The sequence below is a fragment of the Reyranella sp. genome (assembly GCF_036558665.1).
GTDB lineage: Bacteria > Pseudomonadota > Alphaproteobacteria > Reyranellales > Reyranellaceae > Reyranella.
Window position 1 is genome coordinate 26,548 of the sequence record NZ_DATBFE010000048.1, and the last position, 19,549, is coordinate 46,096.

The window sequence follows — 19,549 nt, forward strand, 5'->3', positions numbered from 1 at the left end:
AGACGGCATGGCCCATATCGGGAAGTACGGGCGGAGGACCGACTGCGCGCGTTCTCAGGCGCGCCCGGTCTGATGCGAATAGGACGCCAGATCGAAGCGGCCACTTCCATCGCCCTTCCCGCCCAGCAGATCGAGCGCGCGCTGCCACTTCGCGCCGAAATCGGCGTCGAATACCAGGTTGGGATCGGCGTCGACCACCAGCCAGGCATTGTCCTGCATCTCGCGATCGAGCTGGCCCGGCGCCCAACCCGAATGCCCCAGCGCCAGCCAGGCTTTCTTGGGCCCGCTCCCGCCGGCCATGTCCTTCAGGATCTCGAGCGAGGCGGTCAATGCCATGCCCCCTTCGATCAGCAGCGTCTCCTCGCGCTTGTAGTCGGCCGAGTGCAGCACGAGGCCCCGCGAGGTTTCGACCGGCCCGCCGAACAGGACCGGTTGGTGACTCGTCATCGCCGGCACGTCGATGCCGAGCTGCTTGTACACCTGGCCGAGCGGCAGATCGTCGACGGCATTGTTCACGATGATGCCGAGCGCACCATCGTCGTCGTGCTTGCAGATGAAGACCACGCTCCTCTGAAAACGCTCATCCGGCATGGATGGCGCTGCGACCAGGAAGCGGCCGACGAGCGAAGCCGCAGGCGAGGACCCGGACATCATCTTATGTTCCTCCAAATCCATGGGGATTGTCCGGGCAAAGATCAAGCCCTTGCAGTGGGAGGGGTGCATGGACAAGGACGGGTCTGCATCCTAGGGTCCGACCGTCCCCATTCTTCAGGAGCAGAGACATGGCCAAAGTCGGCGACAAGGTCCCCAACGCGACGTTGCGCATGTTGGGTCCCGAAGGGCCCAAACCGATTACCACCGAGGAGCTGTTTGCCCCCGGCAAGAAGGTCGTGGCCTTCGCCCTGCCCGGCGCTTTCACGCCGACCTGCTCGGCGAAACACGTTCCGGGCTTCGTCTCGGAGTTCGACAAGCTGAAGGGCAAGGGAGTCGACACCATCGCCTGCATCTCGGTCAATGACGCCTTCGTGATGGGAGCCTGGGGCAAGGACCAGAAAGTCGGCGACAAGGTGATGATGCTGGGCGACGGCAACGGCGAATTCACCCAGGCAATGGGCCTCACCATGGACGGGTCCAAATTTGGCCTCGGCACGCGCAGCCAGCGCTACGCCATGATCGTCAATGACGGCGTCATCAAGGATCTGTTCGTCGAGAAGCCGGGGGCCTTCGAGGTGTCTTCGGCCGAAAACGTGCTGAAGCACCTCTGATTTTTCCGTCACAGGCGCGGAAAATACCGGCGGCGGGACTGGAGCAGGTCCTGCCGTTCTTGCTCGTCAACCGGCAAATATCGGCCGGGATCAAATATTGGAAGCGCTTCTCCCTTGGGAATATGCTTGCATCCTGCAGGGTATTGAACCTGCACTACGAGGGAGATGTGCAATGATGAGTGTTGGGCGCCGTACGACGTTGAAATATTTCGGGCTCGCGACGGTCGCGACGTCCGCCCTGTCGGCAGTGCCACTGCCGGCCCTGGCGGACGAAGACCTGTACATCGCGACCCGCTACCAGAATTTCAAACGTGGCACGATCCACAGTCTCGATCCGAAGACCCGCGGACTGGTTGTCATGTTCGACGATCTCGGCCGGGTCAAGATGAAGGCTTCGGACATGGTCGTGAAGACGACCAGCGGCTACCCGGGCAATGCCTATGACGAACTCAAGGTCGGTCAGACGGTCGATGTCCATTGGTACGACTATATCGACTTCCTGATCGCCAAGACGACGCCCGAGGCGTCGGCCCATGCCAAGGCGATGGTTGCCCAGGGCGCGCGGATCGAAGGCTTCCCGGGGAGCCTGCACAAGGTCCGCCTGTTCGAGATGACCGGCATGGTAGTGGCGACCGATCCGTCGCACTCCACGGTCGATATCATCAATGCCTCGACCGGCGAACCCGACGCGCCGGCGCCCGACAGCGGCGAAGTCATTCGGCTGCCGGTGATCCAATCGGAGCAGGGGAAAGCGGCGTTGGCGACGTTGAAGCCTGGCGACAAACTGACCGCGGTCTACAGCGTGCAAAGCGCCTTCACCATCGCCATCGTCCGCTAGGGCGCGGCGCATATCGACATGACGGCGGGGCCTCGCGGTCCCGCCGTTTTCGTCTATGGTGCGGTCATGGATCTGCCCGAGCCGCCTCTCTTCACCGGCCAGTTCGCCGTCAATGGCGCAACCCGGCTCTACGGCACGATCGGCGATCCCATCCGCCAGCTGCGCATGACCGGCATCATGCCGCAGGTCTTCGCGGCGGTCGGCGCCAATGCCGCATGGCTGCCGTTCGAAGGCGCGGCCCCGCTGCTGCCGCTGATGCTCGACGCGCTTGGCAAGATGCGCAATCTCGGCGGCTTCACCGTGACCATCCCGCACAAGACGGCGATCCTGCCGCTGCTCGGCCGCGTCACCCGCCGCGCCCAGGCCGCGGGCAGCGTCAATCTGGTGAAGCGCGAGGCCGACGGTACACTGGCGGGCGACATGGCCGATGGCGCGGGCTTCGTGGCCGGCCTCGAAGCCCAGGGGCATCGCGTACGCGGCGCCAGCGTCTGGCTGGTCGGCCTCGGCGGCGCGGGCGGCGCCATCGCGGCAGCCTTGTGCGAGGCCAAGGTCGGCCGCCTGCTCGTCACCGAGCTCAAGGCCGATCGTGCCGAGGCCGGGCTCGACCGGCTGTCGCGCTTCTATCCCGACGTGCCGGTAGCCGGCATCGCGGCCGAGCATCCTCCCAAAGGCATCCACTACGCGATCAATGCCACACCGCTCGGCCTGCGGCCGGGCGATCCCCTGTCTTTCGATCCGATGACGCTCGATGCCGACGCCGTGATCGCCGAAGTGATCATGAGTCCGGTGGAGACGCCGTTGCTGCAGCGCGCCAGGACCCACGGCCGGCGCATTCATCACGGCCGCCACATGCTCGACCACCAGATCCCGATGTATCTCGATTGGTTCGGCATCGACAGCAAGGGTGTCGATGTCGTTCGCCTGGTGCGCTCGATTGCCTGAAGACAAGCGGAGTTCGGCATGATGCAGCACAAGGGACAGACGGCCCTCGTGACGGGCGCGACCGACGGCGTCGGTCGTGTCGTCGCCGTGCGGCTAGGAGCGGCCGGCTTTCGGGTCCTCGTGCATGGTCGCGACCGCGCGAGGGGTGCGGCGGTCGTGCGCGAGGTCGAGCAGGCGGGCGGCAGCGCCACCTTCCTGCGCGCCGATCTCGCCTCGCTCGGCGAGGTGCGCGAGCTTGCGAAGGCGGTCGCGGCCACCACGGACCGGCTCCATCTCCTGGTCAACAATGCCGGCATCGGCACCGCCGGCAACAAGCCAGGGCGGCAGGTGAGCGCGGACGGGCACGAGTTGCGCTTTGCCGTGAACTATCTCGCTGGCTTCCTGCTCACCCGCCTGCTCTTGCCGCTTCTCAAGACGAGCGCGCCGGCCCGCATCGTCAACGTCTCCTCGGCCGGTCAGCGGGCGATCGACTTCTCCGACGTGATGCTCGTCGAGCATTACAGCGGCGTTGCCGCCTACTGCCAAAGCAAGCTGGCGCAGATCCTGTTCACGATCGATCTCGCCGACGAGATCAGGATCTCGGGTGTGATCGTGAACGCGCTGCATCCGTCGACGTACATGAACACGACCATGGTGCGCCAATCCGGCACGACGCCGACCAGTCGCGTCGAAGACGGCGCCGAGGCGATCCTCAATCTCGCGATCGGGCCCTCCGTCGAGGGCAGAAGCGGCCTCTACTTCAACGTGCTGCGCGAAGCCCGGGCGAACGGCCAGGCCTACGACGCCGAAGCGCGCGCCAGGCTGCGCAGGCTCAGCCTCGAACTCACCGACCTCAAAGGGTGAGGCCTCCGTTGACGTGGATGGTCTGGCCGGTGACGTAGCTGGCGGCCGGCGAGCACAGAAAGGCGATCACCGCTGCGACCTCGTCCGGCCTGCCGTAGCGACCCATCGGGATCGATTCGCTGACCTTGGCCATGCGCTCGCGCGGCACGGCGGCGTGCGCGCCGGCATCCTTCTCGATGAAGCCCGGCGCCACGCAATTCACCGTGACACCCGCGGAGGCGAGGTCGGCAGCCAGGGCGCGCGACAGCGCCTCGAGACCGGCCTTGGCAGCGGCGCTCGCGGGAAAGCTCATGACGCCACGGGCAAAGGCATGCGCCACGAAGGACGAGACACCCACCAGGCGGCCGCCCGCGCCCGCGTTCACAAGAAGCGGCTTGGCAGCCGTGGCGAGCTCGAAGAACGCGGTGGTCATCGCGGCGAGACTCGCGTCCCATGTCGCGCGATCGATCTCGCCGATGGCACGGCTGTCGGCGAAGCCCGCATTGCTCACCACCACGTCGAGCCGGCCGAATCGCCTCACCGTCTCACCAACCAGACGTCCGGCCGCGCCGGGATGGGCGAGATCGGCCTCGAGGAGAAACGCCTCGCCCCCCGCCTCGCACACCGAAGCGGCGACCTTCTCCAGGCCGGCCTTGTTCTTGCGGGCATGCAGGACGATCGCGCTTCCCGGAGCGGCGATCGCCCGCGCAGTGGCGGCGCCGATCCCTGACGAGGCGCCGGTCACGAGGCAAACACGAGTGATCGCGGTCATGGGGCGCCACCCTACCCTCCGCTCGCATGATCACGCCAGTTGAAAGGAAACGGCGCGCCGTTCGCGTTCGAGCAGAGTGCGCTTGCGCTTCGTCCCCCAGCGGTAGCCCGACAACGAACCATCCTTCTTCACAACCCGGTGGCAGGGAATGAGAAGCGCGATCGCGTTGGCGGCGATCGCTGCGGTCACGTCGCGCGCATCGCGGCTGCCGAGCTTGGCCGCGAGAGCGCCGTAGGTCGTGGTCTCGCCGGCGGGGATTTCCTGCACGATCGACCAGACTGTCTTCTGATAGTCGTCGCCGCGCGGATCGAGGGCAATGCGGGGCATGCGCTCGGGCCGTTCGATCAGCGCCCGTAGCATGACCACGAGCTCCGAGAGCGCCTTGCCGTCGGCTTCCAGGACAGCGTCCGGGAATCTGATACGCAGTGCGTCCATTGCGGCATCGCGCCGATCGACGAACTCGAAGGCCACGACGCCCTTCTCCGAGGCCGCGACCAGGAAATCGCCGAGCGAGCTGTCGCCCCATGTGTAGCGAAGGATTTCCGACATGATGGTCTCCCTGCGAGGAAGACCTCATCTAGGGGATCTGGAGATCAGCGACACTCCGGCGTTTGCCGCGAATTCGGGCGGTTTCCTCGTTGCGTTCGAGATGACACAGCATTAGAGCGCGGCGCGGAAGGTGAGATTGATGCGTTGGCGGCCGAGTTTCGGATGATCGCCATCCCTGACCGTGAGCACTCCGTGATGGACGAGCCGCGACGGTCCGCCCCACACCGCAATGTCGCCGTGGCGCATCGGATGCCTGACGACCGGATCGGCGCGCCTGATGCCGCCGAACTGGAACGTCGCCGGCAGGCCGAGCGACACCGAGACGATCGGCTGGGCGAAGTCGCGCTCGTCCTTGTCCTGGTGCAACGAGAGTCGCGCACCCGGCAGGTAGCGGTTGATGAGGCAGCTGTCGGGCGTGAAGTTGGCATAGCCCGCGTCAGTCGCCGCCTCGCTCGCAAGCCGGCGGAAGCTTTCCGGCATGGTTGGCCACGGCTTTCCGGTCGCGGGATCGGTGCGGTCGTAGCGATAGCCGGTCCGGTCGGTCACCCAGCCCGCAATACCGCAACTGGTCATGGCGGCCGACATGACGAAGCCGCCCGGCGTCGTCATGTGCCGGAAGGGCGCGATCGCAACCACCGATTCGAGGCCGGCCAAGATCTCGTCCTCCAGGGCGAGCGCCCGGCCGCGCAGCAGGACCGCGCCCGCCGCCATCTGCTCGCGGGCGGAAAGCGTCGCTGCAACGTCCTCGAAAAGATCGTTCACGTCTCACCCCGCGCTTCGCGATAGCAGCTGATGGCCAAAGCAAACGCGGTCCAGCAATCTCTGCCCTACCCAGCTGAGCGACGGGGACGTGGCAGCGGTTACACCGACGGGAAGGCCAAGCTTGGAAATCAACAAGAAAGTGGCGCGCCCGAAGAGATTCGAACTCCTAACCTTCTGATCCGTAGTCAGATGCTCTATCCAGTTGAGCTACGGGCGCGGCGGGACTTCTCTAATGAAGATGTCCCGGGCTTGCAAGCCGGGCCGAAAGGGCGGCTTCGGGCGGCCCATCGCAATCAAGTGGCGCAAAGTCTTGGCAAATCATCACTTTCGGTCTAACCGCTCGATCATCATGACGTTGTGGCGGGTTCTTGCCTTGATCGGGCTGCTGGCGGGCCTTGTCCGGCCGTCGTTGGCGCAGGAAGCGCTGTCGGCGGCCGATCGCGGCGCCATTCGCCAGACCATCGAGGCCCAGGTCGACGCCTTCCGGCGCGACGACGGAGATGCCGCGTTCGATTATGCATCGCCCGCCATCCAGGCCATGTTCGGCACGTCCGCCACCTTCATAGCGATGGTGCGGCAGGGCTATCAGCCGGTCTACCGTCCGCGATCCTTCGACTTCCGCGAGATCGTGACCTTAAACGGTGCGCCTACGCAGAAGGTCGACGTGATCGGCCCGGACGGCCGCGCCGTCACCGCGTTCTACCCGATGATGCGGCTGCCCGACGGCAGGTGGCGTATCGACGGCTGCTATCTGCGCGCGCCCGACGATCCCCAGGCCTGACTCTCCCGTAGCGTATGACCCGCCTTTCGCCCAAGGTGCTGGCGTTGCTGGCTGGCCTCACTCTGGTCTGGGGAACCAACTGGCCGCTGTTCCGGATCGCGCTCGCAGAGTTGCCGGTCCTCACCTTCCGCAGCGTCGTGCTGACGGTTGCGATCGTCGTTCTGTACGTCGTGCTGCGCCTGCGCGGCGAGTCCCTCACGGTCCCGCGTGGTAAGTGGCCGACGCTCATTCTGGCGTCTCTGATGAACCTCACGGTCTGGAACATCGCCACCTCGCTCGCCGTGCTCTACATCCCGTCCGGCCATGCCTCGGTGCTCGCCTACACCATGCCGCTCTGGGTGGCACTGATCGGCTTCGTGGTGTTCCGCCAACCGCTGACCGGCCGGCTGCTGGCGGCGATCCTGATCGGGGCCGCCGCCGTGGTCGCTCTTATGGCACCCAATTTCGCAAGCTACGCCGGGGCACCCTGGGGCCTCTTCTGGGGACTCCTCGCCGGACTCTGTTGGGCGATCGGCACCTTCGTCGTCAAGCGCACGTCCTGGCCCGGCATGGGCCTCTCCCTCACCTTCTGGCAGGTCGCGGCCGCCTGGCCGCCCATCGTGCTGGGTGCAGTCGTGATCGACGGGCCGCCGGCGCACCTGCCCTCGACACTGGTCATGGTCGCGACGCTCTACACCGGCGCGATCCCCATGGCGCTGGGCACGGCGGCGTGGTTTGCCCTTGTGAAGCTTCTGCCCGCCCAGGTCGCGGCGCTTTCCTCGATCGCCATCCCGATCGTCGCCGTGTTGAGCGGCATGATCCTGCTGCACGAGCCGCTGTCGCCGCTGCAGGCGGTGGCGATCGGCTCGACCGTAATCTCGCTCTGGCTGGCGCTGGTCCCCGGCCGGAGCGTTGGATAGAATCGGCATGACGACCCGGGAGGATGCCGTGATCAACAGACGAGGTCTGATCAAAGGTTCCAGTGCATTGGCCGCCGCATTCGGTCCGCTGCAGGCGCTCGCCGACACGGTGACCCTGCCGATCGGCAACGGCGAACGGCCAATCGTCAAATACCCGCAGAAGCGGCCAATGATCGGCCTCACGTCCAGGCCGCCGCAGCTCGAGACGCCGTTCTCCGTCTTCAACGAAGGCGCGATCACGCCCAACGACGCCTTCTTCGTACGCTACCATCTCGCCGGACTGCCGCTCGATATCGACCCCGATACCTTCACGGTCGAGATCAAGGGCAAGGTGAACAAGCCCCTGAAGCTCAAGCTGGCCGACCTGAAGCGCATGCCGTCCGTCGACATCGTCGCGGTCAACCAGTGTTCGGGCAACAGCCGCGGCTTCTTCGAGCCGCGCGTGCCCGGCGGCCAGTCGGGCAACGGCGCCATGGGCAATGCGCGCTGGCGCGGCGTACCGCTCAAGGCGGTGCTCGACCAGGCCGGCGTCCAGGCCGGGGTCAAGCAGGTGACGTTCAACGGCATGGACGGCCCCGTGCTCGAGACCACGCCGGACTTCGTGAAGGCGCTCGACATCGACCACGCACGCGACGGTGAGGTCATGTTGGCCTACCAGATGAATGGCGCCGACCTGCCGTTCCTGAACGGCTTCCCCCTGCGCCTCGTCGTGCCGGGCTACTACGGCACCTATTGGGTGAAGCACCTGAACGAGGTCACCGTCATCGACACGGTGTTCGACAATTTCTGGATGAAGTCGGCCTACCGCATCCCCGACAACGACTGTCACTGCGTCGAGCCTGGCACCGCGCCCAAGGCGACGGTGCCGATCAACCGCTTCGATGTGCGCTCGTTCATCACGAGTGTGGCCGACGGCGCCAAGGTGAAGGCCGGCGAGTTGACGCTGAAGGGCATCGCCTTCGATGGCGGCAGCGGCATCAAGGAGGTCGCGGTTTCCACCGACGACGGCAAGAGCTGGACGCCGGCCAAGCTCGGTCAGGATCTCGGCAGGTACTCGTTCCGCGAATGGCAGTTGCCGGTGAAGCTCGCGGCCGGGGCGCATGTGTTGAAGGCGCGCGCCACCAGCAACAAGGGCGAGACGCAGCCCGCGACGGCGAGCTGGAATCCGGCGGGCTACATGCGCAACGTCATCGAAGCCGTCCACGTGACGGCAGGTTAAGGAGACCGGCCATGAATCGCTTCGCTTTGGTTGGCCTTCTTGTCGCCGGCAGCGCCGCTATCGCCCTCCCGGTCAGCGCCAAGCCGCTGAACTACGACCTGCCGGAGGAAACGGCGACCCTCAAGCCCGGACCCAACCTCGACGTCGTGCAGGGCAATTGCGGCGCCTGCCACTCGTCCGACTACATCCAGACCCAGCCGCGCGGCCCGAAATTCAAGAAGGATTTCTGGCAGGCCGAGGTGACCAAGATGATCAAGGTCTATGGCGCGCCGATCAAGGAGGAGGACGTGCCGAAGATCGTCGACTACCTGTCGGTGACCTACTGATCGACCCTTAGCCGAGTTCGAAGCTGGTCACGCCGAAAAGCCCGGCCCGATCGATCAGGGGATCGGGACCGGTGTACATGCGCGCGGTCTCGAACGAAGGCTTGAGCCCGAGATCGGCAGCGAGCGCCACCGCCGGCTTGTTGATTTCCGGCACGTCGAGCGCCACGTCGCGCACGGCGAGACGCCCCGCCAGGGCGGCGACGAGCGCCCCCGCGATATCGGGCGACGCGGCATAGAGCGGCCCGAGTCGGGCCTCGGCTTTCGACCGTCGGATCACGCCGAACCCCGCCATAACACCGTCCTTCACCGCGACGAGCGCGGCCCGCTCGGGCAAGGAAATCCAGGCCGCGAGAAAAGAATCGCGGGGCTCGGGAAAGAAGCGCCGGTCATAGGCCGCGAGCTTGTCGAACGGTATGGCGGGCGCGTCGTCGAGAGTGACGCCGGATGGCAGCGGTACGGTTGCCGGGGCTGGGCCGACATGGCGGACGTTGTTCCAGGCGAGGCGGAAGCCTGACTTGCGGTAGTTGTCCTGCTGGGCCACGACGCCGTCGAGCCCGACGTTGCGGCCGTCCAGGCGCGCCATGCCGGCCTGCCAGATCCGCAGACCATGACCTTTCCCGCGCCACGGCGGCCGCACGATATAGAAGCCCAGGAAGCCGAAGGCCGCGCCGTACCTGACGACCGAGATGCAGGCGATCGGCTCGCCGCCGAGGCGGCCGATCAGGAAGGCCCCGGGATCGGTGGCAAAGAAGGCCTGCATGTCTGCGTTGCCGGGATTCCATCCCTCTTCCGCCGCCCATTCGGCCATGCGCCATGCGTCCGCCGCGCTGCCGACACCGACCTCGAACATCTATTCCGCCGCCTTCGCGGCCGAGGCGAAGAAGCGGTTGCCGGGCCGCGGCAGGCCGAGATTCTCGCGCAGGGTCCTGCCCTCGTACTCGGTGCGGAACAGCCCGCGGCGCTGCAGCTCGGGCACGACCTTGTTCACGAAATCGTCGAGCCCGCCCGGCAGATAGGGAAACATGACGTTGAAGCCGTCCGAGGCGTTCGTGGTGAGCCATTCTTCCATCTGATCGGCAATCATCTCGGGCGTGCCCATCATGCCCAGTCCGCCATAACCGCCGAGGCGCCCCGCGATCTGGCGCACGGTGAGGCCCTCGCGCTTCGCCAGCGCGACCACGCGCTCGCGGCCGCTCTTGCTTTGGTTGGTTTCCGGAATCTCGGGCAGCGGCCCGTCGGGATCGAACTTGCGCGCGTCGACGCCGGCAGCGATCGAGAGCGCGGCGATACCGCTGTCGTAGCTCACCAGGCTATCGAGCCGTGCCCGCTTCTCCTTCGCCTCGTCGAGCGAGCAACCCACGACGGTGAAGGCGCCGGGCAGGATCTTGATGTGGTCGGGGTTGCGTCCGATCCTGGCGGCGCGGCTCTTCACATCGGCATAGAAGGCGCGGCCGGTCTCGATCGGACCGCCGGCGGCGAACACCACCTCCGCCGTTTCGGCCGCGAGCTGGCGACCGGCATCCGAGGCGCCCGCCTGCACCATCACCGGCCAGCCCTGGATCGGCCGCGCGATGTTCAAGGGCCCGCGCACCTTCAGGTACCTGCCCTCGTGGTTGAGCACATGGAGCTTGGCCGGATCGAAGTAGATGCCGCTCTCGACGTCGCGGATGAAGGCGTCGTCGGCCCACGAGTCCCAGAGGCCGGTGACGACATCGAAGAATTCTCGCGCGCGGGCATAGCGCTCGGCGTGCCCCATCTGCTCGTCCATGCCGAAATTCAGCGCGGCGTCCGGATTGGAAGTCGTCACCAGGTTCCAGCCGGCGCGGCCGCCCGAGATATGGTCGAGCGAAGCGAAGCGGCGCGCGATGGTGTAGGCCGGCTCGAAGGTGGTCGACGCCGTGGCGATCAGCCCGAGATGCTCCGTGTGCTGGGCGAGCGCGGGCAGTAGCGTCAACGGGTCGAAAGAGGTAACGGTCGCCGAGCGCTTCAGCGCCTCCATCGGCATGTTCAGCACGGCGAGATGGTCGGCCATGAAGAAGGCATCGAACTTGCCGCGCTCCAGCGTCCGGGCGTAGTCGATCAGCGCCCTGAGATTGAAGTTGGCGTCGGGCGTGCCGCCAGGATAGCGCCATGCTGCGGTATGGATGCTGACCGGGCGCATGAACGCGCCGAGACGAAGCTGGCGTTGGGTCATGCGATCAATCTCGGCCCCGCTGCGCCGTTGCGCAAGATGGGCCCGAACGACAAGAACTCGCGCTGCCATTACATGGCGGTCAGCCGTCTAGGAGAACGCGAAGCCCTTGTAGCTGCCGGCGACGACCTCCTCGCACGCCGCGATATAGGCGGGCAACCCGCCGATATAGGGCATGAAGACGCGCGGCTTGCCGGGAATGTTGGCGCCGACATACCACGAGCTGCAGGTCGCACGCAGCGTGATGCTGGCCGAGTTGCCGACCTCATGCACCCAGGCCTCCTGCGCCGGCCCGGTCGCTTCGATCACGGTTTGGCCCCTGGTGCGCATCGCCTCCAGGCAGTCGGCGATCCATTCGACATGCTGCTCGATCGACGGAAGCATGTTGGTGAGCACGGACGGGCTCCCAGGCCCGGTGATGGTAAAGAGGTTGGGGAAACCCGCGACTGTCAGGCCGAGGTATGTTTTCGGACCGTCACGCCACGCCTCGTTCAGCGCGATGCCGCGACGGCCACGGAAATCGACGTTGAGCAGCGCGCCGGTCATGGCATCGAAGCCGGTCGCCAGCACGAGGCAGTCGAAATCGTAGTCGGACCCCTTGGCACGCAAGCCGCTCGGCGTGATGCGCTCGATCGGCTCATCGCCGATATCGACCAGCGTGACGTTCGGCCGGTTGAAGGTCTCCCAGTAGCCGGTATCGACGCACAGACGCTTGCAGCCGATGATGTTCCTGGGCGACAGGATCTCGGCTGTCCGGGGATCCCTCACGATCTCGCGGATCTTGGCGCGCACGAAGTCCGCCGCTGTCTTGTTCGACTGGTCATTCAGCAGGAGATCGGCGAAGGAGGCGATGAAGCCCAATCCGCCGTAGGCCCACCGCGTTTCGAAGACGCGCGCGCGCTCGGCCTCGGACGTCTCGACGGCCGAAGCCCAGTTGATGTCGAAGTCGATGCCCGCCGGTTTGGTCTTGGCCCGCGCCCGCATTTCGCGATAGTCCGCCTTTACCTGCCGAACATAGTCGGGAGCGAGCGGCGCGTTGTGCGCGGGGACAGTGTAGTTGGCGGTGCGCTGGAACACCGTGAGGTGCTCGGCCTGCCGAGCGATGAGCGGGATCGACTGGATGGCCGAGGAGCCGGTGCCGATCATGCCCACCGTCCTGCCGCTGAAATCGACGCCTTCGTGCGGCCAACTGCCCGTGTGGTAGGTCGGGCCCCTGAATTCGGAAAGGCCGGGGATCTTCGGCGTATTGGGCGAGGAAAGGCAGCCCATCGCCGTGACGACGAAGCGGGAGACCAGCCTCTCGCCCGCGCCGGTCTCGATTATCCAGAGGTTCTCCTGCTCGTCGAATGTCGCCCTGGTGACGCGCGTCTCGAACTGGATGTCGCGCCGGAGGTCGAACCGGTCGGCAACATGGTTGGCATAGCGCAGAATCTCGGGCTGGGTGGCGTAGCGTTCGGTCCATTCCCATTCCTGCTCGAGCTCGGGCGAGAACTGGTAGGAGTACTGGACGCTTTCCACATCACAGCGGGCGCCGGGATAGCGGTTCCAGTACCAGGTCCCGCCCACGCCCTTGCCCGTCTCGAGAACGCGGGCCGAGAACCCGCCCTGGCGCAGGCGATGGAGCATGTACATTCCGGCGAAGCCCGCGCCGACGATCACTGCATCGAAGTCCATATCCATGATCGAATTGGACCCCGACAGCCCACGGGACGCAAGCCGGCTCTTGCCTCGGGCCGACCGCCACGCGAGATTGCGTCATGGCCGTATCGATCATCGGCGACTCGCCGAAACGACGCGAGGATGCGCGGTTTGTCACCGGGCAGGGCGCCTATCTCGACGATCTGCGCTTCGACAGGCTCGCGCACGCAACGGTTCTGCGCTCGCCGCACGCGCACGCACTGATCCGCTCGATCGACATCTCGGCCGCTGCACGAGCACCCGGCGTGCTGGCCGTTCTCACGGCCGCCGCCGGCGAGGCCGACGGACTGAAGCCGCTCAGGCCCTATGTCGAAGCCAACGTGCAGACCGGCGAGCCGTTCATCTTCGCGCCACAGCCGTTGCTCGCTGCCGGCAAGGTGCGGTTCGTGGGTGAGCCGATCGCAATGGTCGTGGCCGAAACGCTCGCCCAGGCACTCGATGCGGCCGAGCTGATCGTCGTCGACTATGAAGCGCTCACCGCGATCACCTCGCCCGAGATGGCGTCTGCACCAGGCGCGCCGGCGATTTCGTCGGAGGTGCCGGGCAATCGCTGCATCGACTGGCGCACCGGCGACTGGAAGGGAGCGGAAGCGGCGTTCGCGCAAGCGGCGCAGGTCGTCCGCCTGCGGCTGGACAATCACCGTGTGGTCACCAACCCGATGGAGCCGCGCGGTTGTGTCGGCCAGTTCGACCCGGCGAGCGGCCGCTACACGCTCCACGTCGCGAGCCAGAACATCCACATCAATCGCGATCACATCGCGCGCTGCCTCGACGTCGAAGCGAAGAACGTGCGCTTCATCGCGCCCGATGTCGGCGGCGGCTTCGGCGCCAAGAACTTCGCCTATGCCGAGCACGCGCTGGTTCTGTGGGCAGCGCGCCGCACGGACCGGCCGGTGAAATGGGTGGCGAACCGCGGCGAGGTCTTCCTGTGCGACCATGCCGGCCGCGACATGCAAGCCGAGGCTTCTCTCGCACTCGACGCCTCGGGCAAATTCCTGGCGCTAAAGGTCGAGAGTTTCGCCAATCTCGGTGCCTACATGGCCGGCGCCGGGGGAGGCGTGCAGACCTACCAGTACATACACCTGCAAGGGACGGTGTATCGCATTCCCTCCATCGCACTCCGCGTCGTCGCCGTCCTCACCAATACCGCACCGATTGGCGTGACGCGCGGGCCGGGCTTTGCCGAGGCCGTGAACATCGTCGAGCGACTGATCGACGCCGCCGCGCCGCAAGGCGGTTTCGATCGGATCGAGCTGCGCCGACGAAACATCGTGCCGGGCCATGACATGCCGATGACCAATTCCTTCGGCTTCCAGGTCGACAGCGGCGCCTTCGACGGCACGCTCGACAAGGCGTTGGCCCGTGCCGATGTTGCGGGCTTTCCGGCGCGCCGCAGGGATAGCGAACGACGCGGGCTCTTGCGCGGGCTTGGCATCGCCTACCACATCAAGGGCACCGGCGGCTCGCCGGAGGAGAATGTCGATATTCGTTTCGAGGGCGATGGCACGGTGTCGCTCATCACGGGCACCCAGCATATCGGCCAAGGCCACGAGACGACCTTTCCCCAGATCCTTGCCCATCGTCTCGGCATCGCGAACGAACTGATTCGCCTGCGCCAGGGCGACACCGATCTGATCGCCGCAGGCGGCGGCCATGGCAGCTCCCGTGCGACTTATATGGGTGGCACGGCGATCTGGCGTGCTGCTGACGCGATCATCGCCAAGGGCCTGGCGCTGGCCGCGGAAGCCCTGGAGGCCGCTGAGGCCGATATCCGCTTCGAAGACGGCCGCTTCACAGTCTCGGGCACCGATCGCGGTATTGCCCTGCTCGACGTCGCCGTCCTCGGCCGCAAGAAGAAACAGCCACTCGACACCTACCATTTCTGGAAGCGCGAGCATCTCACCTTCCCCAACGGCGCACATGTCGTGGAGGTCGAGATCGACCGCGACACAGGAACCGTCGATCTGGTGCGCTACACGGCGATCGACGACTACGGCGTGCTGGTCAATCCTATGATCGTCGAAGGTCAGGCCCATGGCGCCATCGCTCAGGGCGTCGGCCAGGCATTGATGGAGCATGCCCTCTACGATGCCGGATCCGGCCAGATGCTCGCGGCCTCTTTCATGGACTATCCATTGCCTCGTGCCGGACAACTGCCGTCGTTCGATCTCGGTTTCAATTCCACCCGCTGCACCACCAATCCGCTGGGCGTGAAGGGCTGTGGCGAAGCCGGCGCGATCGCCGCTTTCCCTGCCATCGCCAACGCGGTCCTCGACGCGTTGACGCCGCTCGGCGTGAAGAAATTCGACGGTCCGGCGACTCCGGCCCGCATATGGCAGGCCATCCAGATGGCGCGGACCTGATCCCGACTGCCGGGTGCCCGGAGGATACGATGCCAAGGACTTCGCTTCTTCTTGTCGGGGGCATGCTGGTCGCCTTGTCGCAGACGGCACTGGCCGCCGGTCCTTTCGACGGAACGTGGAGCGTCACGCAGGATTGCCTTCCTGCCGCCGACGGCGCGCGCGGCTACCAATTCCTGTTCGACGCTACCGTGGAGGACGGCCAGCTGACGGGACAATACAGCAATCGCAGCACAAGTGCGTCCGAGACGTTGAGCGGCCGCATCGAGCCGGACGGCTCGGCAAAGCTCATCGCCCGGGGAACGAACGGCAAGGCCGAGCACACCACTGGCTTCCAGCAACCCGGCTCGCCTTTTTCATTCTCTGTGACTGCGCGCTTCGAAGGCAACCGCGGCACCGGTGCCCGCACTGCCGGTCGAACATGCAATTTCACCTTCGTGAGAAAGTAGGATATGGCGCCACATCTTGATCACAGGCAGGCCAAGCCACGTTCCCTAACAATAGGATCTCAGCTGTGACGGGAGAAGAATAGGGTGGCCTATGTTCCTTCCTGGGCGGCCGCTTCGGCGCGCCGGGGCGTGATCTCTCGTCTCAAGAATGCCCTCCGTCCGCTGGAGCCTTATCTTCCCCTGCCGTCGCCGCGTTTGTCGTGGCGTCAATCGATCGGCGTGCTGCGACAGCATGGCTTCCGGCCGGCTACCATATTCGATGTCGGGGTCGGATTCGGCACCTTCAACCTCTATCGTCTCTTTCCCGACGCCTTCTACCATCTGATCGAGCCGACCCGGGAGGCGTTGCCCCACGTCGAGAAACTTGCGCGCCGGCTGAGATGCGAGGTTCATCCGGTGGCGCTGGGAGATCGCGACGGCGAGGCGCAACTCGAGATCCGGTCGGACATCCAGGGCTCGACCTTGCTCGAGGAAGTGGGTCAACGCGATTTCCTGCGCTTCGACCGAGTGCCCATGCGTCGTTTCGACTCGCTGTTCACCGCCGTCGAGCGGCCCGCTCTCTGCAAGATCGACGTGCAGGGCGCCGAACTGATGGTGTTGGAAGGCATGACCGGCCGCGTTGCCGATATCGATGCCTTCATCATCGAGACCAGCACAATCGCCACCGTCAAGGGCGGGGCGGAGGTCCATGGCGTCGTCGGCTTCATGCACGATCATGGATTCGCCCTGGCCGACGTGGTCGGGCTGAAACGCCGGCCGCTCGACGACGCGACGGCCCAGCTCGATCTCCTGTTCGTCCCGGAAAACTCGCCGTTAAGGGCCGACAGGCGCTGGGCGATGAAATCCTGAGCCGGTCTCAGCGGCTCGTCATGGCGACGGCCCGCCGGACCACGGGTGTAGCACGAGGTAGAGCCGAAGCCCGGCAACGCGTAGTCTCTCTTCCGGTCGACCGTCCTGCAGCGCCAGCATGCACTGCCACAATCGTAATTCTTCGTGACGAATTGAGGAGAGGCAGATGACTACCAACCGGACCTACGTGAAAACCGAAGTGGTCGGCAGCTCCGACAAGTCAGTCTCCGACGCCATCGATTCGGCGATTGCCACGGCATCGCGATCACTGCGCAATCTCGATTGGTTCGAGGTGGTCGAAGTCCGAGGCAACATTCGCGACAGCAAAGTCTCGAATTACCAGGTCACCCTCAAGCTGGGCCTGAGATACGAACCAAAGGCGTAGCGCGGCCGCCGCTCAGGGCGACCGTGGACAGGCGGCGAAGGCGTCGCCGCCGATCGTCTCGATGTAGCTGTAGCTCGGGTCGGGCGCGCTCGCATACGTCTTGGCCACGGTAGCGGCGAAGCACTTGCAGTAGCTGGCCCACTGGCGTTCGGTCGCGCCCTTCATCTTCTGCAGCAGGTTCATCCTCGACACGTCCTTGAAGCAGTAGTCGTACATGTAGGTGATGATTCCCTGCGGATTGACGCATTCCTTTCGGATTTCGAAGCCGATTTCCTCGCCGGGCTGCCCGGGATCGCGGAGCCTGGCCTCGACAAACTTCCCGGCGAGGCACTGGCAGTCGTGAAAGGACGCATAAAGTGGCCAATCCGAGCGACACCTCTTGAGCATCTCGGCGACGTCCGTGGCGATCTTCTGCCGCATCTCGGGCGGGACCGACCCTGGAATCGCAACTGTCTCGTGGCTCGGCTCCTTCGCAGCCGCAGCCACGCTTCGCACGATCGCCACCTTGAAAGCCTCGGCATCGACGCCGCGCATGAGCTGGCCGACGACGATCTTGTAGCTCTTCGATTCCGCGGTGAAAGTCAGCCGGTCGCGGGCGTCGGCCACGCCCGCGACCGAGAAGACAATGTTGTCGCCCTGGATCACGTTCAGCGTGAAGCTCTCTCCCGCCTCGGCCTCGAGGCGATAGCAGGCCTCATCCTCTGGCTTCACCGTCCCGCCGACCGTTGTCACGTCCTCGCCGTGCTCGAACTCGATCGTCGGGCAATTTTGCTGGGCGCTGAGTGGCAGCGCCGTCAATTGACCGGCGACCGCCGCAAGAATCGCGAGACGTACCCGCATGGCGTCCCCCAATCTTGTGGGAGTTTCGCGCTATTGCGCCGGCTTCGCAAACCGCAGTCGCAGGAGCTTTGCGGACATCCCGATCATGCGAAGGTCCGTCGCGCCTTCAGTGCCGCGTCAGAGCGCCAGCAGCTGATCGAGCAGCGCCCGGTCGGACTTGAGTGCGGCCGCCGGGCCGGCAAAGCGCACGGCGCCCTTCTCCAGGACGTAGACCCGGTCGGCCAGTGCCAGCGAGAACTCGATACCCTGCTCCGCGAGCAGGATCGTCAGACCCTGCGCCTTCAGCTCGCCGATCTTGACGAGCAGCGCCTCGACCACAAGCGGCGCGAGCCCCTCCGACGGTTCGTCGAGCAGCAGCAGATCGGGATTGCCCATGAGCGTGCGGGCAATGGTCAACATCTGCTGCTCGCCGCCCGAAAGAAACCCGCCTTGCCGGTCGCGCAGCGCGCCGAGCACCGGAAAGAGCTCGGTCACGGCGTCGATCGTCCAGCGTCCCGGCCGCGCCGCAGCCCGGCGCGCCACGTCGAGATTCTCCCACACCGAGAGCTCGGCGAAGATGCGGCGGTCCTCGGGGACGAAACCGATACCGGCGCGAGCGACGCGATACGGCGACCAGCCGGTAATGTCGCGCGACTTGAAGCGGACATGGCCGGCGTTGGGCGGCGTCAGCCCCATGACGGAGCGCATGGTAGTGGTCTTGCCGACGCCATTGCGGCCGAGCAGGCAGACGCACTCCCCCTCGTTGACCTCGAGCGAGATGCCAAACAGCACACGACTCAACCCGTAGGCCGCATGCACGTCCTGCAGCGCCAGCAGCGCGCTCACGATCGCGGGCTCATCGGCCGGTCACCCAGATCGCCCAGATAGACGCGACGGACCTCGGCATCCGCCCGAACTGTCGTCGGATCGCCGTGGGCGATGACGCGTCCCTGGTGCATCACCGTGATCTTGTGCGAGATCGAGAACACGACCGCCATGTCGTGCTCGGTGAACAGGAGTGTGAGCCCGCGCTCGCGTGCGATGCGTTCGATGAGCGCGATCGTCTCGTGCGTCTCGCCGGCGGACATGCCCGCCGTCGGTTCGTCGAGCAGCAGGATCTTGGGATCGCTCGCCAGCGCGATGCCGAGCTCGAGCTGCTTCTGATTGCCGTAGGAGAGCGTTCCCGCCGTGGCTTGCGCCCGGCCGGCGAGGCCGATCGAGGCGAGCAGCGCCTCGCTTTCGTCACGACAAAGTCGCTCCGAGCGGGACCAGAAATTCGCGCCTTGGCCGCGGTGGGCGAGAAAGGCAGCCTGCACGTTCTCCAGCACGGTCAATCTCGGAAAGATGTTGGTGCGCTGGAACGACCTTCCGAGCCCCATGCCGCAGATCTTGTGCGGTGCAACGCCGGTGATATCGCGCCCCTCGACGAGCACGCGACCGGCAGTCGGCTGCAAATGCCCTGTCATGAGGTTGAACAGGGTCGACTTGCCGGCGCCGTTGGGGCCGATGACAGCCGCGATCTCGCCTTCGGCGACGGCCAGGTCGACCTCGCTTACGGCGCGGAAGCCACCGAACGACTTGGAGAGGCCCTTCACCTCAAGCACGCTTCACCTCGACGCGGGT

The 19,549-nt window shown here is 65.7% G+C and carries 22 protein-coding genes and 1 tRNA gene; 12 read left to right on the forward strand and 11 right to left on the reverse strand.

All coding sequences use genetic code 11. The features are described 5' to 3' along the window. Positions 1-54: 54 nt before the first annotated feature. Entirely contained in the window at positions 55-654 is a 600-nt protein-coding gene (locus tag VH499_RS07210; protein ID WP_332052024.1) for a YqgE/AlgH family protein, read from the reverse strand. Positions 655-782: 128 nt separating this feature from the next. Here VH499_RS07210 and VH499_RS07215 point away from each other — a divergent pair, with 128 nt between their 5' ends. The 4 genes from VH499_RS07215 (at position 783) to VH499_RS07230 (ending at position 3,888) form a co-directional block, all read left to right on the forward strand. Then, positions 783-1,265 (forward strand): peroxiredoxin, encoded by a 483-nt coding sequence (locus VH499_RS07215; protein ID WP_332052025.1) that lies wholly within the window; start codon positions 783-785, stop codon positions 1,263-1,265. Between the two features lie 172 nt (positions 1,266-1,437). Further along, positions 1,438-2,103, forward strand: a complete 666-nt coding sequence (locus VH499_RS07220; RefSeq protein ID WP_332052026.1) for a hypothetical protein — start codon at positions 1,438-1,440, stop codon at positions 2,101-2,103. A gap of 66 nt (positions 2,104-2,169) precedes the next feature. Continuing rightward, positions 2,170-3,045 carry a shikimate dehydrogenase gene (locus VH499_RS07225; protein ID WP_332052027.1) on the forward strand — a complete coding sequence of 292 codons (876 nt, stop codon included), beginning with the start codon at positions 2,170-2,172 and terminating at the stop codon, positions 3,043-3,045. A gap of 21 nt (positions 3,046-3,066) precedes the next feature. After that, positions 3,067-3,888, forward strand: a complete 822-nt coding sequence (locus VH499_RS07230; RefSeq protein WP_332052045.1) for an SDR family NAD(P)-dependent oxidoreductase — start codon at positions 3,067-3,069, stop codon at positions 3,886-3,888. Here the strand turns inward: VH499_RS07230 and VH499_RS07235 are convergent. The 4 genes from VH499_RS07235 to VH499_RS07250 all read right to left on the reverse strand — a co-directional run bounded on the left by VH499_RS07235 (position 3,878) and on the right by VH499_RS07250 (position 6,167). Further along, complete coding sequence (locus VH499_RS07235) at positions 3,878-4,639, reverse strand: SDR family NAD(P)-dependent oxidoreductase (RefSeq protein WP_332052028.1); 762 nt, start codon at positions 4,637-4,639, stop codon at positions 3,878-3,880. The two genes, VH499_RS07230 and VH499_RS07235, sit on opposite strands and share 11 nt — an antisense overlap. Before the next feature lie 30 nt (positions 4,640-4,669). Next, a complete protein-coding gene (locus tag VH499_RS07240; protein WP_332052029.1) occupies positions 4,670-5,188 on the reverse strand; it encodes a methylated-DNA--[protein]-cysteine S-methyltransferase in 519 nt (172 codons plus the stop codon). A 111-nt stretch (positions 5,189-5,299) separates the two neighbouring features. After that, a complete protein-coding gene (alkB, locus tag VH499_RS07245) occupies positions 5,300-5,950 on the reverse strand; it encodes a DNA oxidative demethylase AlkB (RefSeq protein ID WP_332052030.1) in 651 nt (216 codons plus the stop codon). Positions 5,951-6,090: 140 nt separating this feature from the next. Next, positions 6,091-6,167 (reverse strand) — tRNA-Arg (locus VH499_RS07250). Between the two features lie 132 nt (positions 6,168-6,299). On the opposite strand from VH499_RS07250, the gene VH499_RS07255 reads away from it, so the two are divergent. From VH499_RS07255 to VH499_RS07270, 4 genes are read left to right on the forward strand one after another with little or no spacing between them, the layout of a single operon-like run. Then, positions 6,300-6,731 carry a DUF4864 domain-containing protein gene (locus VH499_RS07255; protein ID WP_332052031.1) on the forward strand — a complete coding sequence of 144 codons (432 nt, stop codon included), beginning with the start codon at positions 6,300-6,302 and terminating at the stop codon, positions 6,729-6,731. A gap of 14 nt (positions 6,732-6,745) precedes the next feature. Beyond that, on the forward strand, positions 6,746-7,630 hold the full coding sequence (locus VH499_RS07260) for a DMT family transporter (protein WP_332052032.1): 885 nt from the start codon (positions 6,746-6,748) through the stop codon (positions 7,628-7,630). A gap of 28 nt (positions 7,631-7,658) precedes the next feature. Further along, entirely contained in the window at positions 7,659-8,849 is a 1,191-nt protein-coding gene (locus VH499_RS07265; RefSeq protein WP_332052046.1) for a molybdopterin-dependent oxidoreductase, read from the forward strand. Positions 8,850-8,860: 11 nt separating this feature from the next. Continuing rightward, positions 8,861-9,175 carry a cytochrome c gene (locus VH499_RS07270; RefSeq protein WP_332052033.1) on the forward strand — a complete coding sequence of 105 codons (315 nt, stop codon included), beginning with the start codon at positions 8,861-8,863 and terminating at the stop codon, positions 9,173-9,175. Between the two features lie 7 nt (positions 9,176-9,182). Here the strand turns inward: VH499_RS07270 and VH499_RS07275 are convergent, their stop codons facing one another. The 3 genes from VH499_RS07275 to VH499_RS07285 all read right to left on the reverse strand — a co-directional run bounded on the left by VH499_RS07275 (position 9,183) and on the right by VH499_RS07285 (position 13,046). Further along, positions 9,183-10,025, reverse strand: coding sequence for a GNAT family N-acetyltransferase (locus tag VH499_RS07275; protein ID WP_332052034.1), 843 nt, complete (start codon positions 10,023-10,025; stop codon positions 9,183-9,185). Then, entirely contained in the window at positions 10,026-11,369 is a 1,344-nt protein-coding gene (locus VH499_RS07280; RefSeq protein WP_332052035.1) for an LLM class flavin-dependent oxidoreductase, read from the reverse strand. Between the two features lie 87 nt (positions 11,370-11,456). Next, positions 11,457-13,046 (reverse strand): NAD(P)/FAD-dependent oxidoreductase, encoded by a 1,590-nt coding sequence (locus tag VH499_RS07285; protein WP_332052036.1) that lies wholly within the window; start codon positions 13,044-13,046, stop codon positions 11,457-11,459. Positions 13,047-13,123: 77 nt separating this feature from the next. Here VH499_RS07285 and VH499_RS07290 point away from each other — a divergent pair, with 77 nt between their 5' ends. The 4 genes from VH499_RS07290 to VH499_RS07305 all read left to right on the forward strand — a co-directional run bounded on the left by VH499_RS07290 (position 13,124) and on the right by VH499_RS07305 (position 17,107). Next, complete coding sequence (locus VH499_RS07290) at positions 13,124-15,427, forward strand: xanthine dehydrogenase family protein molybdopterin-binding subunit (protein WP_332052037.1); 2,304 nt, start codon at positions 13,124-13,126, stop codon at positions 15,425-15,427. 62 nt (positions 15,428-15,489) lie between these two features. Next, the gene (locus VH499_RS07295; RefSeq protein ID WP_332052038.1) at positions 15,490-15,873 is read left to right on the forward strand and encodes a hypothetical protein; all 384 of its coding nucleotides are present in this window, start codon (positions 15,490-15,492) and stop codon (positions 15,871-15,873) included. A gap of 84 nt (positions 15,874-15,957) precedes the next feature. Then, positions 15,958-16,722: an FkbM family methyltransferase gene (locus VH499_RS07300; RefSeq protein WP_332052039.1), complete on the forward strand. Its 765-nt coding sequence runs from the start codon at positions 15,958-15,960 to the stop codon at positions 16,720-16,722. Between the two features lie 166 nt (positions 16,723-16,888). Further along, entirely contained in the window at positions 16,889-17,107 is a 219-nt protein-coding gene (locus VH499_RS07305) for a dodecin (RefSeq protein ID WP_332052040.1), read from the forward strand. 12 nt (positions 17,108-17,119) lie between these two features. Here VH499_RS07305 and VH499_RS07310 read toward each other — a convergent pair whose 3' ends face one another. From VH499_RS07310 to VH499_RS07320, 3 genes are all read right to left on the reverse strand, one after another. Continuing rightward, positions 17,120-17,947 carry a hypothetical protein gene (locus VH499_RS07310; protein WP_332052041.1) on the reverse strand — a complete coding sequence of 276 codons (828 nt, stop codon included), beginning with the start codon at positions 17,945-17,947 and terminating at the stop codon, positions 17,120-17,122. A 117-nt stretch (positions 17,948-18,064) separates the two neighbouring features. Then, on the reverse strand, positions 18,065-18,772 hold the full coding sequence (locus VH499_RS07315) for an ABC transporter ATP-binding protein (protein WP_332052042.1): 708 nt from the start codon (positions 18,770-18,772) through the stop codon (positions 18,065-18,067). After that, on the reverse strand, positions 18,769-19,530 hold the full coding sequence (locus VH499_RS07320) for an ABC transporter ATP-binding protein (protein WP_332052043.1): 762 nt from the start codon (positions 19,528-19,530) through the stop codon (positions 18,769-18,771). The genes VH499_RS07315 and VH499_RS07320 overlap by 4 nt, the downstream gene beginning before the upstream one ends. Positions 19,531-19,549: the final 19 nt, after the last annotated feature.